Origin of the sequence: Citrobacter freundii ATCC 8090 = MTCC 1658 = NBRC 12681, from assembly GCF_011064845.1 — a bacterium.
Classification (GTDB): Bacteria; Pseudomonadota; Gammaproteobacteria; order Enterobacterales; family Enterobacteriaceae; genus Citrobacter; species Citrobacter freundii.
The window spans coordinates 1049532-1062849 of sequence record NZ_CP049015.1; the positions used below are offsets into that span (position 1 = coordinate 1049532).

Consider the following 13318-nt stretch of genomic DNA (forward strand, 5'->3'; position numbering starts at 1 on the left):
AAGAACTATTTTTAAGCAGAGGCTTAAGCATGCCAGCGTTAATTAATCCAGGCAATGATCAGTTTTCGGTTATAAATTTCTTGCCTCACCAGGAATGCACGGGATATAGTTTAAAGGTTGCCGCAAAATCGGCAGCCGGGCGTGGAAACCCGAGTAATCTAACGGCGACACCAGACGCGCCATGCGTCTTTTTTTGTGTCTTTGCCTTTGTGCACCTGTTACCTGTACAGCGGTTTCTTTACTGCTGTAGCTATCGTGTAATGGTGGCTCAGGCGGGGCTGACCTCGGTCAGGCCGGTATCCGTTAGAGCCGGTATTTCCACCCCCGTCTGGGCTACCACCCATGAGCGTGGAAACTCCGGTGGTAGCGTTACCCGCTATCTAACGGAGGTTGCCATTATGGCTATAGTCCCTGCTTTATCTCACCCTGAATTTACCTTTGTCTTTCTGGCTGTCCGCCGTACAGACCGTGATGCCCGTCCACGTCCTGTGCGTGTAATCGCAGACTGTGAGCATGCTGCACGCCTTAAACTTGCCACTGAATTTATCCTGAGCTTTGCTGCCCGTATCCCTGTGAAAAACGCCGGGGAGGTGGTTGCATGAAATCCATGAATTTTAAGCAAGGCTGCATATTGAGTGAACTGGGGGAGAGTCGTCTGTTACGGGCGGCACTTGCCAGTGAGTTCCTTGCAGAGGTTCTGTCCGTTCCCACAGTGAATGGGGCGAGAACTGTTTCAGCAGAAGGCGCTGCGGCTTTAGTGGCCTGTATTGCCGAACAACTGGATGGCGTTGTTAAGGAAACCAGCACAATTAAGGGAGTGATGCGCGATGAATAATAATCAAAATTTAAAGGCGCATGCTTTACGAACAGCAGTCTTACGGTATTACATTGCTGATGCATTCATTTCCTTAATGGAACGTGTTCATAATGAACCTGTTTATATTGAAGATGGCGAACGAATAGAACTCACCCACGAAAAAGTGGTGAGTAATATTATTTACCATATTGAAATGCCGTGGGTGAATGAGTTTGGGGCTGATGCAGGTTGCATACTGGCCGCAGAGAAACTGGAAAAAATGCTTAAACCGGGCTTTATGTCAGAAAATATTCGCCTGTCAGTTTTTGGTGTCACAGAGATGCGTGAGGTTTACCGGGATATTATTTTCGGTGCACCTGATGGCGAACTACCCGAAGGTTTTGAATTTGTGAAGCCGGAAGGTCAGGAGGTGCTGCTGTGAAAACACCGTCTGTATCCACGATTTCCGGGGCTGCAATTGGGCGCTGGCCTTATATCCTGTCAGCATTAGGTATCAAAGTACCGTCCGCAGGACATCATGGGGCTTGCCCTGCCTGTGGTGGCAAAGATCGCTTTCGGCTGGACGATAAAGCGGGGCGTGGGACGTGGTTTTGTAATCAGTGCGGTCATGGCGATGGTCTTGATCTGGTTCGTCTGGTGACAGGAAGAAAGATAAAAGAAGTCGCCGGGATGGTATCTGAGGCGCTTGCATTACCAGAAATACAGGAGAAGCCCGCTTTGCCCGCCAGGAAAAAGGCCGCAGGAAAAGAAGCGGGCGCGGAGCGATATACCAGACTCAGACAGCAGTCCTGCAATGGTGAACCGGTTTATCTGACAAACAAGGGCTTACACGGGTATTCACTTCCCTTGCTGTCACAGCCTTTGAATCTGGCCGGAATAACATTTTCCTCCGGTTCATTACTGCTGCCGTTGACGGATATTTCCGGGAATATTACTGGTGGCCAGCTTATCAATCCTGACGGGGATAAAAGTCTGCTGCCCGGTAGCCAGCTGTCTGGCGCATTCATTGCCCTGACCGATATACCCGCTGAAACACCTGAACAGGTGATTATCACTGAGGGTTTTGCCACGGCGCTTACCGTCAGTCTGCTGACTGAAGGGTGGATCGTGGCGGCTGTTGCTGCCACCAATTTACTGAAGGTGACGGAGCAGATCCGGAAACGCTGGCCGGAAACCCGGATCATTCTGGCTGGCGATAATGATCTGGCTGACGGGAAAGAAAACACCGGGCGTATTCAGGCAGAGAAAGCCGCCAAAGCAGTGGATGGCTGGGTAACGCTCCCTCCGGTACGCCATAAGGCTGACTGGGATGATTATCGGCAGGAAGTGGGGAAAGAACGGGCGAGAGATGCCTTTCGTGAAGAAATGACGCTGCATGGCAAAGGGCAGACCCGTTTACCAGAAGGATTCCGGCTGACAAAAGAATATTTGTGGTACGACAAGCTGGTTAATAAATCTGATGGTGATACGGAGATACGAAATATCAAAATTTGCAGTCCGTTGCGGGTGACGGCAATCACCAGTGATGCTGATGGAAGTAATTACGGGCGTTTGCTGGAATGGGAAGATACCAACGGAAACAGCCGTAAATGGGCAATGCCGATGGAGATGCTGGGTGGCAGCGGGGAAGAGCTGCGCCGCGTTCTGCTGGTTAACGGGCTTTCTTACATCAACATTAACGGTATGGCCAGAGCATTCCTGATGGAATATATCTCGCTGTGTAAACCGGACAGAAAAGTAACCTGTGTGAATAAAACGGGCTGGCACGGCGGGGTTTACGTTCTCCAGGATGAAGTGATAGGGCGTGAAGCCCAGTCAGTCATCTTACAAACGTCGAGTGTGCAGGGGCGTGATTTTCGTGTCAGCGGTACATCAGAGGACTGGCGTGAAAATATAAGCCGTTACTGCATAAAGAATGCCCGTCTTGCCTTTGCGGTGAGTCTGGCATTTGCTGCCCCCCTTCTGAAACTGGTTGGTATCGGCGGTGGAGGTTATCACCTCAAAGGAGAATCGACGGACGGTAAAACCACGACGATGAAAGTGGCTGCATCAGTATGTGGTGGAACAGATTTCTGGCATACGTGGCGGGCGACGGGGAATGCCTTAGAAGGAACGGCGAGCCGCCGTAATGATGCCACGCTGATGCTGGATGAAATCCGGGAGGTTGACGGCAGGGAGGCGGGGAATATCGCTTATATGCTGGCTAACGGGCAGGGCAAAGCCAGAGCCAGAACAGATGGATCGGTAAGGGAAACCAACCGCTGGAATCTGTTGTTTCTGTCCACCGGGGAACTGTCACTGGTGGAACATGCGGCAAGCGCCGGGGAACGTACGTATGCCGGGGTTGAAGTCAGAATGATCCAGATCCCAAGCGATTCAGGCAAATATGGCGTGTTTGAAGAACTTCATGGCTTCAGTAGCGGGAAAACCCTGGCTGAGCATCTTGAGCAGTACGTAGCGCATTATCATGGTGCGCCATTCCGCGACTGGCTGCATTGCCTGACCGCTGATCTGCCGGAACTGACCAGCCAGGCGAAAGCCTTATTGAAAGAGTACACCCGAAGGCTGACGCCGGAAAATGCCGGGAATCAGGTTGGCCGGGCTGTTACCCGTTTTGCTCTGGTTGCGATGGCCGGGGAACTGGCCACAAAAGCGGGCATCACAGGATGGCCGGAGGGAGAGGCCTTTCGTGCCGCTCAAAGTTGTCTGGCTGCATGGATGGCTGACCGGGGCCATACAGCTAATCAGGAAGATAAAGCGGCACTTGAACAGGTACGGGACTTCATGACGCGTAATCAGTTCAGTCGATTTGCTGACTGGAATGACGACAGGAACCGGCCTGTTTCAATGATGGGATTCAGAAAAGTCGATAAAGGAGACAACGTGACAGAGCCGGTTGTAACGTTCTACGTTCTCCCGTCAGGCTGGAAGGAGATCTGTAAGGGATTTGATTCGCGTAAAGTGGCCAGGTTGTGTGTGGACGCGGGCTGGCTGAAACCCGGTGAAGATGGCCGGACGCAAAACAGCATTCGCCTGCCAGAAATAGGGCTTAAACGTGTGTACCAGTTCAATACACAGGTACTGGGAAGCGCCGAACCGGAGTAATTATCGCGTGAGTCTTATTTTTATGAGGTAACACTGGTAACAGAGGTAACACCCGCTACTGATACGGTGCTTCAGTGTTACCAGTCAAAAATACTGACTGGTAACAGAGGTAACAAAAAATGGTGTGTTACCACGCGTTACCTCTTGATTATGCTAACTGGTAACAGATTAAATCCTTTTAAATCAATAGTGTAACACGTGTTACCAGTGTTACACGTTCAGAACAAGAGGTAGGGATCCAAATCCCTTCTTCTGGCGGGCAACAGTATAGGGCACAGAACGATGAAGATGATGAGAATGTACTGCCCCACATGTCAGGCAGTAGCGCGGATAGGTAAAACAAACAGGAAACACCCACAGCTGTACGATGTGTATTGCTATTGCTCTAATGTGGAGTGCGGTCACTCGTTTGTGATGAATGTTGCTTTCTCCCATTCCGTTAGTCCAAGCGCGCTGAATGGGCAGGGGAGGGTTAAAGAGCTAATTGATGCCATTCCACCCGAGGAGCGGGAAAAGGCTTTAAAGTTGCTGCTGGCTGCGCAAAAGAATGGGTAAAGTATGCGTCGGGAATGGCCGATCCGTTCCCGGAACCTGAACACAGGATTTCAGTTTATGCGGACATAAAATTATTATTTTTCATATTGTTATATTTTTCGTGTTTCACGAACCTCCATAAAATTACACACCTAAAATAAATTATCCATTTAATATCATAGTGTTACGTATTCAGGCCACAAATGCGACGGACAGTAAAACTGAAAAAAGCTGAATTTCTTTTCATTCTTTTCAGTTCCTGTCTCGCAGAGCATCCCCAGAACGGGCGCGGGCTGGCGGTATCGTTTGTAAAAAATCACAACTGAAAAATTTTAGTGATATGAAAACCGCAGGCGGGTGCGGTGTAGTGCAATTTTGATAGGTTTCGGTTTAATGTGAGCTAACCGCTTGAAAATTTTCTGATGTGTAACATTATAGTGGTGACAATTGGTTACCGATGTGGTTTGTTGACTTTTTGTTAAAATCACTCGCTATGCTTACACTTGCTCTTAGGATGAAGAGATGCTCACAGCAACTATTACTTTTTACAAAATAGATGAGTTCGGTTTTTATAGAAGAAATAAAGAAAAATATCCAGACCGTTTCTTTGGCGATGTGAATTCTGTCTTTAGTGATTTCAGTAAATGGCTTGCTGCTCAAGAAAATCTCGGGAGTACTTGTACGTTCGAGGTGAATAAAGAAGAGGGAGGACAAAATATTTTTTGTAAGGATTATTATAAACATGAAGACGGAAATGAATATCTTATTATCTTATGGAATGAAATGTCCAATGCTGATAATAAGATTCTTGCTATGCCTAAAACGGCAAAAATAGGTTCTAATGGTGTCAAGGAACCCAAGACTGAAGACGATGATATTATTGGGTTGCCCTCATATTTTTGGTTTGTTCCGGATCTCGAACTTTTTGCTGTGGTTTACTTTAAGCATAGTGTTTCAAATATAAAGGCAATGCAACAATATATAAAAGAATACTGCCATGCGCTTAGCGGATTTGTCACTTTAGATAAAAAAGGAGTATCGTATTATACTGACGGTACGTCTCCTAAAGGGAAATATAGATTCAAATTCACTCATAAAAAAATAGTTAATAAAAATAAAAGACGTAAATTAGTTGATTCTCCTGAGAGAATTACAGAAATTGTTCGTAAGGTTGAAATACCGAAGGTTGTCACTGATCCGAGAAATAAAATTAGAAGAGCCATGAATGCTATACAAATAGGGCTGCGTAGAGTTGTGCCTGATTTCCTTAAGGATGGAGATGAGAATTCGAAAGAGATTAATGATGTTAATGAAGCCTTAAAAAATGCTTCCAGACAAATCATTGAGGTGAGAATACCATTCTCAGGTGATGAGGATACTATCAATTATATCCTTGATAAGTATGATGAAAATTTCGATGAGTCAGCCACGCAAAAACTAGGGTTTAAGCTAAAGGGGGATCCTAATGTAGTATGGTTGCATGAATCTGTTATCAAAACTGAGGTTGAATTGGATGTTAAAATTAGCGAGGACTCTTTACCAACAGCTGTTGATGTTATGACCGCTATTAGTGCAAAGCGTGATATAATATTAAAAGTGTTAAATGATTCTGACGAAATCAAAGATAAAGTGGCGGTATAATGAAAGCTCGGTATAAGTGGTTGTTAATGCTTGGAGGGTATGCACTTATTTGCTACCTTTTTCTTGCTGATTTGGCCTTATCTGTTAAGGTCCCAGTAAGTGATGTTATCAGTAACTTGATTGACTTATCCGCTATCTTTTTGGCGATAGTTGGAATGTGGGTTGCCTACAGCTACCCAGCTGCTATATCAAAAGTTGTCAATGATAATGATGATTTAAGCTTGATAACCTCTTATCATTCAGCGAAAAGACTTGAAGCACTAATTATGAATATATTGGTTGCTTCAATCGTCTTAATTAGTTGCTTATTATTAAACGCATTTATAATACCTATTGTTAAAAGCAGTGATTTTTTTAAGGAACACAGCACACTAACTAAGCAAATTGGATATTGCGGTATATGGTTCTTGTGCCTTATACAAGTAGTGATGATCTTACAAATTGTTCGTGCTAATCTAAGTTTCTTAGATGATTTAGATACTCTGATCATAAAACTGGCGTCGCAGCGCAAAAAAAATCCTCACCAAAAGCCGTAACTAGCCCTCCCCGTAAAATGCTTCATTATCATTTCATGATGGGGGCATTTTCGGGGGCATTTTTAAGTTCGTTTTATTAAAAACACTTATTTTTCATATAGTTAGTTGGTTCTTTTGTTCCTATTATCGCACCACCTTTTCTCGTAAAATCATCAAGTTACTATTGCAGTGTTTTGCTTTGTTCAGCACTAATGTGCATTTTGCGCGTTGCGGATGTGACAAAATGGAGGCAACTGATGATCAATATATTTGTTTCAATGAGTTGAACAATGCAAAGTGGGAGTTTTGTAAGACGTGCAATCGCAGGTCCTCGCCATTCTGTGAGCGGAGGTTTTAGCTCCGAATTACATGAAAACCACAATTTTACTTAGGGATGGGGTGATTTTACATGAATAAGAACATTTACCTAGAAAAAACAAGCGACTAACATAAACTTCTTGGCAGAAATCCTTGTCATCTTGCGCTGTATTTTTTAATCTATCTTCAATATCTACCAGAAGATAGGCCCCTCATGAAATTCCAGGACATTGCTACTTTTTCCGGAAATATTCTCACCTTTTTGGGATTGCCAGCACTGATTTTTTTTAATTTTTCCTCTTTTTTGTTTTTTCTGAATGAATGGAAGATTCCTTTCATATGTGGTTCTGTTGTCATTCTAATAACTACATTAATTTATCATCGAAAAAAAAGACGTTATCCCAACAAGTCGAGTTGCTTCTCATTGCTTGTGTTGTTTTTTGCAATGGGTTGTGCGATTTTCTACCAACCATATCCTGAATTTGCACAGATAAGCATTTCTGGCTTCTATAATGAAAAAGATGGGGGGTGGAACAGTAGTAATACAGATGAAAATGCTTATGACATCACTCACCAGATGGAGGAGACATGGAAAAGGGCCACATCTAAAGAGAATCCTTCATTCCAATTTGTGCCCCCGTTTGCGGTTGAGAACTGGCAATTTCCGACATTGTTTTTGACTCATCGTTCTAAACAGCAAATAATTAATTTGGCTGAAGCGAATTCTCGCTCAGTCGTAACGTTGGTAGGGTTTACACGTGATAATAAAATAGAGAAAATCCACTATAGTTTGAACGGGAAGTTGTTATCACCCAATGCGCATAGCATTAATTTAGAGAGTAGATGGTTTAATCAGATTTTTGATAAAATTATTTCGCAATCACAGTTAACTGATGCTCAAAAGCGAGAGATAATAGCTAAGATCCTCTTCATTGATATAAATGCCCGTACACTAAGTGCCCGAAAAGATGAAATGGACGCTATTGGTATGGCTAACTTGGTCGTTAAGATAAGGAGTGAGGTCATTGATTTAAAAGGGAGATATCCTTTTATAGACGATGAGCTCAACTTTTTGATGGCTGGTCTGACAGCTTCTTTCGTAGATGTTTATAGTGCAGAACTATCTGATGACGTCGCTGCTGGGTTTTTAGTGCAGGCACTCAGCTTTCATCCTTATTATCCTTATCCAGATAAGGAGAGTTTTCAACGCGCTTATGTCAAAAATAGTTATGATAAATGGAAACTAACTAATGACGCTGAAAATGATGTGACTTTATTGAGCCACCTGGCGCAGTTGACATATTTTATCGAAGATACTAAGGAAAAAGAAAAGATCATTGATGACTTTAAAAATCAGGTTTTTCTTCAAAACCAATCGCCTACGATTTTTTATTCAATGTTAGAAATGATCAAAACCAGTAATTCACTGCTTGATATACCAGTTAAACAAATTCATGAAATTAAAGAAATAGAAGATTATACGGATAATTTTCTTTATCAACATCCTGGCATGGATGATGAATTCATTGAGTTAAAAAGCGCATTGTTATACGGTGTATGCCATACCTGGTATGTTAATCATAATCGAAAAAAAGATGCTTCAAGGTTATTGAGAAAATTCACAAATATTGTGGATAATAATCCTAATGTGTTGCATTTTTTAATGAAAATGAAACAAGAGGATAGTGAATGAAAATAATAGTGCCTGAATCCTCGTTTTAGCTTGTAATAGCAAAAACGCGCTTAGACGCCCCTGTCTGTTGGTGGCTAACTGGTACTATATCACTTGGTTTTTCATTAAAATGGCTGATAATATCGAGCGGCCCTGCGCCAGGGCCGATTCGTTTACTGAGCAGATTTAGCAAGATGTAAATGCAATACGCTTCAACCCCTCTACCGCTTTTTCGAGGTAGGCGCGTGGACATCCCATGTTCAGGCGGATAAAACCTTTTCCAGCAGGACCAAAGCTATTTCCCATTGAAGGCGCAATACCGGCAACATCAAGCATTACCCATTTGAGCTGCTCATCATCCAGTCCAAGCGCTTTGCAATCTATCCACAGTAGATAAGTTGCCTGGGAAGGAACAACCCGAGCCCACGGGAGATGTTCATCAATTTGTTGAATAAACCAGCGTCGATTTTCAGCCAGATAGCCAAGTAACTCGTCTAACCATGGTGCACCATGTTGCCATGCTGCCGTACTCGCTTCGACGGATAGCGCATTGAATACATCCAGCCCATGTGCATCCAGACGGCGTAAAAAGTGTTCACGCAATGCCGGTGCCGGTATCAGAAAATTAGCAATACGCAATGTCGACAAACCAAACGTTTTACTGGCTGAAGTGGCTGAAATTACACGCGAATGCCAGCGTTCTCCCAGATGCAGAACTGAAGTAAATTGTTCTCCAGGAAGCAATAAATCTGCCCATATTTCATCAGACAGCAACGTCACATCATAGGTTTCGCACAGCGTAAGTAGCTGTTCCAGCTCCTGTACAGACCAACAACGGCCGGTTGGATTATGCGGATTACATAAAATCATCAACGGTGGACGTTCAGTCCGGAATAACATTTCCAGGTGAGCAAAATCCATTTGATAACCGGTAGCCGGGTCCTCATACAACGGATTTTCCAGCAACTGTCTGCCGTTCAAAGAGATAATTTTAGCGAATGAGCCATAATAAGGCCCCTGAACGACCACACCTTCACCGGGTTGACTCAGCATTTGTACGAGTAGCGATAATCCCGGAACAACACCTTCAATACTGCAGATCCACTCTTGCTTGATTTCCAGCTGATGCCGGGTTGAGAGCCATGAGATTAATGAATCAAAGTAGCTTTGTGGCCGTTCGCTGTAACCAAAAATACCGTGCCCGACGCGGTGAGTTAAAGCCTCCTGAACAGCGGGCGGGCAAGTGAAGTCAAAATCAGACACCCACATTGGCAACAGTTGATGTGTATCCTCGCCGAAATATCGCGCCATAAAGTCCCATTTCAGCGAGGCTGTATCGTGGCGATCGATAATCTTATTAAAATCCATTACATGCTCTCCCTATTCTGTTGCCGTAATATTTTTTTCTGTTTCTGTCACTGATGGCGCCTTCGCAATACCGATTCCCGTGAAGCCGTAAATCAAGGCGAAGAAGATTGCGGCATAGCACTGAATCGCCCATGGCAATAAATCCAGTGTGCTCACTCCTAATGTTGTGGCCATATAAACTCCGGCGGCGGTCCATGGCAACAACGGCTCAATGACGGTGCCAGCGTCTTCAATTGTGCGGGACAGATTTTTGGTATCCAGTCCCATGCGGCGGTATGCGTCTTTAAATAATTCAGCTGGAACCAGAAGAGCCAGCTTGCCGTCGCTTGTCGCTCCGGTAACAAGAAGGGTGGTACCAATGGTTGCCGCAATTAACTGACCGACGCTGTGAATGACCGTCAGTAAGCGGTTAATGATAATGTTGAGTGCGCCCGTTAACGTTAAGGCACCGGCAAAAGAAAATGCGCAAAATACCAGAAGAATAGTGCTCATCATTGAGAACATTCCGCCACGGTTCAGCAGGCGCGGAACATCAGCAATAATGCCCTCACTCCCTTGCGGGAACATAGTAATGTTGAACCCATCTATAAAGGCATCCAGCCCCTGCTTGATGCTGAGTCCTTGCATGACAACGCCCAGAATCAGGGCTAATACGCATGCGCTCAGCATTAAAGGAATGACCGGCTTTTTACGAATCGCGCCCCACAACACAATAACCGGCGGCAAAATCAGAATGATATTGAAGTGGTATAGCGACTCCAGAGCGTTGACAATATCTGTAACCCGTTGCGGTGTGGCGACCTCGCCGAGCATATTGCTGTGGCCCGCAATAAGATAAACCACGGCGGCAAGCAGAAAGCTGGGAATAGTGGTCCACAATAAGTGCTGGATATGCTCGAAAAGGGTGGTATCTGCGACAATGGCCGCAAAGTTGGTGGAGTCTGACAGCGGCGATATCTTGTCACCGAAGTAAGCGCCAGAAACAACGGCACCTGCCGCTGCTGCCAATGAGACATCCAGCCCGGCGGCAACCCCCATCAGCGCTACGCCAACCGTTCCGGCGGAACCCCAGGAGGTTCCGGTACACACCGATACGACGCTGGTCAAAAAGAACGCGGCGATGAGAATGTATTCGGGGCTGATGAGTTTAAGTCCCCAGTACACCATGTAAGGGATGGTGCCGCTGAACATCCATGTACCAATCAGGCCGCCAACACAGATAAGAATCATGATAACCGGCATTGCTTTGGCGAGTTTATCCACCACCGAATTAATGATGTCTTCCCAGCAATACCCTTGCCACCAGGCCATGCCCGCGGCGACTGCAGCAGAACAAAGCAATAAAGGTTCAATACGTAGCCCCATGATGCCGTAGCCAATAATTAACAGCAGTAGCATGGCTAAAATAGGGATCACTGCCAGTCCAAATGAGAGTGCTTTTTTCTGATTTTGAGAGGCATTCATTCATGAATCTCCAGTCTGTAAGGTCGCTCAAGAGTAGAGAACACTCTTTTGTCTGACTGTGATCGTTCATTGGCCCTCATGTAAGCGATTACATGAGGGCGCTAAATTTGAAGTCGATCACAACTCAGGGTCTTGACGATTTACGCATTGATTTCAGAGAGAGGGGGGAAGAACAGAATCGCGGATCACCAGCTCTGCAGTGAAACTATTCACGCTGGGACGCTGAGTTGCGCCCTTAAAAAGCTGTATCGCCAGCTGCGAAGCGCAGCGAGCCATGCGCTCAACGGGATAATGCATTGTTGTGAGTGCAGGGTAGAGATAGCGGGCCATCACCACATCATCAAATCCAACGATCGAAAGCTGTTGCGGAAGTGTAATTCCCTGCTGATGGAGGATGCGCATAATCCCGGCGGCCATCACATCATTAAACGTCACCGCTGCGGTGAAAGGAATGCCGCAATTAAGCAGTTGATGTGCAGCGCGTTCGCCACCTTCTTCATTAAAGGGCACGCTAATCACCCAATTTTTATCTGGCGTAATACCATATTCAGCCAGCGCCTGGCGATAACCTTCCAGCCGCTCACGGCGATCGATAATCGGTAAGTCACTTGTCACGCAGGCAATACAACGGTGTCCTTGCTCCAGGAGGTGTAGCGTGGCTGTTTTAGCTGCTTGACTATTTTCCAGCCACACGCAGCGATTGGCCATCCCGGCAATATAGCGATTTACGACCACCATGGCAGGAAAATGAGCGGCATATCGCAACAGTTCCTTTTCAGACAGTCTACTGGCATGGACCACAATAGCTTCACAGCCCTGGTTTATCAGGAAATCGAGTCCTGATTTTTCCATTCCTTCATCGTGGCCACCGCTGCATACCATCAGCCGAAATTGCTGCTGGCGTGATACTTCTTCCACGCCTCGTGCAAGCCTGGCAAAAAAGGGATCGGCAAGATTGCCGGTCAATAACCCGAGCATGTCACCGCTGCGTTTCGCTAATGCAATAGCGGCGGCATTGCGATGATAGTTCAGTTCGCGCATGGCTTTTTCAACACGTTCACGCGTCACGGGTTCAACCCATGCGGTTTGATTAATAACACGTGAAACTGTTGCGGTGGACACTCCCGCTAACTCTGCAACATCTTTTATCGTTGCCATGCTGGCTCTTTACCTTTTTAATTCTTAAGAATTTGCTTATCGCTGGTTTTTTTCCTTATCTTATTCAGGTTGGGGGGATTTGTCACCGATACATCCTCTGAGTAGATATACTCAGAGGCTTATTTTTAGTGTTTAATTATTCAATACTATCCTGAGTATTATTACACTTACATGCGATATTCGATCATTCCGCTCTTTTTGGCCACCCAGTCATACAGACGTTGCCCACGGAGGTTGGTTTCATGCGTATGCCAGTATAATCTTGACGCGTGATGTTTTTTGGCTTGTTGTTGGACATATTCGATAAGTTGTTTACCGATGTGTTGGCCGCGTACATCTTCGCTAACAAATAAATCTTCGAGATAGCAATAGTTTGATTCTGCCCAGGTTGAGCGGTGAAAGAGATAATGAACCAGTCCCACTATTTTCCCATCATATTTTGCAACAGCACAATAAACAGGTTCGCTCGGGGTAAAGAAACGCTCCCACGTTAATTTTGTTACTTCATCTGAAATTATAGTGCGGTAAAATGTTTGATAGTTTATCCATAAAGGAAGCCAGCTGGCGTAGTCTTTTTGTTCTGCACTTTCAATAGTAACGGCATTCATGTTAATCATATATATCCTGATATTTTATACGAGTAATGTGTTAGTATGATGATACTAAGAATTTTATAAACTCTCGTAAAGAGACACTTTCGATATATTGATAGGATCCACTTTAGTA

At 45.1% G+C, this 13318-nt stretch carries 12 protein-coding genes; 8 read left to right on the forward strand and 4 right to left on the reverse strand.

The genetic code is table 11. From position 1 onward, the window contains the following. Window positions 1–29: 29 nt before the first annotated feature. The 8 genes from G4551_RS05050 (at window position 30) to G4551_RS05085 (ending at window position 8623) form a co-directional block, all read left to right on the forward strand. Window positions 30–602: a host cell division inhibitor Icd-like protein gene (locus G4551_RS05050; protein WP_080602211.1), complete on the forward strand. Its 573-nt coding sequence runs from the start codon at window positions 30–32 to the stop codon at window positions 600–602. Next, window positions 599–835 (forward strand): hypothetical protein, encoded by a 237-nt coding sequence (locus tag G4551_RS05055; RefSeq protein WP_003838756.1) that lies wholly within the window; start codon window positions 599–601, stop codon window positions 833–835. The genes G4551_RS05050 and G4551_RS05055 overlap by 4 nt, the downstream gene beginning before the upstream one ends. Next, window positions 828–1238 carry a hypothetical protein gene (locus tag G4551_RS05060; protein ID WP_001063903.1) on the forward strand — a complete coding sequence of 137 codons (411 nt, stop codon included), beginning with the start codon at window positions 828–830 and terminating at the stop codon, window positions 1236–1238. The genes G4551_RS05055 and G4551_RS05060 overlap by 8 nt, the downstream gene beginning before the upstream one ends. After that, the gene (locus tag G4551_RS05065) at window positions 1235–3922 is read left to right on the forward strand and encodes a DUF927 domain-containing protein (RefSeq protein WP_003838753.1); all 2688 of its coding nucleotides are present in this window, start codon (window positions 1235–1237) and stop codon (window positions 3920–3922) included. The genes G4551_RS05060 and G4551_RS05065 overlap by 4 nt, the downstream gene beginning before the upstream one ends. Before the next feature lie 282 nt (window positions 3923–4204). Then, window positions 4205–4477, forward strand: coding sequence for an Ogr/Delta-like zinc finger protein (locus G4551_RS05070; protein ID WP_000783295.1), 273 nt, complete (start codon window positions 4205–4207; stop codon window positions 4475–4477). Window positions 4478–4978: 501 nt separating this feature from the next. Further along, a complete protein-coding gene (locus tag G4551_RS05075) occupies window positions 4979–6097 on the forward strand; it encodes a hypothetical protein (protein WP_003838750.1) in 1119 nt (372 codons plus the stop codon). Beyond that, the gene (locus G4551_RS05080) at window positions 6097–6633 is read left to right on the forward strand and encodes a hypothetical protein (RefSeq protein WP_003838748.1); all 537 of its coding nucleotides are present in this window, start codon (window positions 6097–6099) and stop codon (window positions 6631–6633) included. The genes G4551_RS05075 and G4551_RS05080 overlap by 1 nt, the downstream gene beginning before the upstream one ends. A 511-nt stretch (window positions 6634–7144) precedes the next feature. Further along, a complete protein-coding gene (locus tag G4551_RS05085) occupies window positions 7145–8623 on the forward strand; it encodes a hypothetical protein (protein ID WP_032941279.1) in 1479 nt (492 codons plus the stop codon). A 165-nt stretch (window positions 8624–8788) separates the two neighbouring features. Here the strand turns inward: G4551_RS05085 and G4551_RS05090 are convergent, their stop codons facing one another. The 4 genes from G4551_RS05090 to G4551_RS05105 form a co-directional block, all read right to left on the reverse strand. Continuing rightward, window positions 8789–9970 (reverse strand): MalY/PatB family protein, encoded by a 1182-nt coding sequence (locus tag G4551_RS05090; RefSeq protein WP_003838744.1) that lies wholly within the window; start codon window positions 9968–9970, stop codon window positions 8789–8791. Between the two features lie 12 nt (window positions 9971–9982). Continuing rightward, entirely contained in the window at window positions 9983–11434 is a 1452-nt protein-coding gene (nhaC, locus tag G4551_RS05095) for a Na+/H+ antiporter NhaC (RefSeq protein ID WP_003838742.1), read from the reverse strand. A gap of 153 nt (window positions 11435–11587) precedes the next feature. Beyond that, entirely contained in the window at window positions 11588–12592 is a 1005-nt protein-coding gene (locus G4551_RS05100; protein WP_003838740.1) for a LacI family DNA-binding transcriptional regulator, read from the reverse strand. Window positions 12593–12759: 167 nt separating this feature from the next. Beyond that, window positions 12760–13209 carry a GNAT family N-acetyltransferase gene (locus G4551_RS05105; RefSeq protein WP_003838738.1) on the reverse strand — a complete coding sequence of 150 codons (450 nt, stop codon included), beginning with the start codon at window positions 13207–13209 and terminating at the stop codon, window positions 12760–12762. Between the last annotated feature and the right edge of the window lie 109 nt (window positions 13210–13318).

Coding starts and splice junctions, on each gene's coding strand:
- G4551_RS05075 (WP_003838750.1), top strand. CDS start 4,979: ATGCTCACAGCAACTATTACTTTTTACAAAATAGATGAGTTCGGTTTT.
- G4551_RS05080 (WP_003838748.1), top strand. CDS start 6,097: ATGAAAGCTCGGTATAAGTGGTTGTTAATGCTTGGAGGGTATGCACTT.
- nhaC (WP_003838742.1), bottom strand. CDS start 11,434: ATGAATGCCTCTCAAAATCAGAAAAAAGCACTCTCATTTGGACTGGCA.
- G4551_RS05055 (WP_003838756.1), top strand. CDS start 599: ATGAAATCCATGAATTTTAAGCAAGGCTGCATATTGAGTGAACTGGGG.
- G4551_RS05070 (WP_000783295.1), top strand. CDS start 4,205: ATGAAGATGATGAGAATGTACTGCCCCACATGTCAGGCAGTAGCGCGG.
- G4551_RS05060 (WP_001063903.1), top strand. CDS start 828: ATGAATAATAATCAAAATTTAAAGGCGCATGCTTTACGAACAGCAGTC.
- G4551_RS05085 (WP_032941279.1), top strand. CDS start 7,145: ATGAAATTCCAGGACATTGCTACTTTTTCCGGAAATATTCTCACCTTT.
- G4551_RS05050 (WP_080602211.1), top strand. CDS start 30: ATGCCAGCGTTAATTAATCCAGGCAATGATCAGTTTTCGGTTATAAAT.
- G4551_RS05100 (WP_003838740.1), bottom strand. CDS start 12,592: ATGGCAACGATAAAAGATGTTGCAGAGTTAGCGGGAGTGTCCACCGCA.
- G4551_RS05105 (WP_003838738.1), bottom strand. CDS start 13,209: ATGATTAACATGAATGCCGTTACTATTGAAAGTGCAGAACAAAAAGAC.
- G4551_RS05090 (WP_003838744.1), bottom strand. CDS start 9,970: ATGGATTTTAATAAGATTATCGATCGCCACGATACAGCCTCGCTGAAA.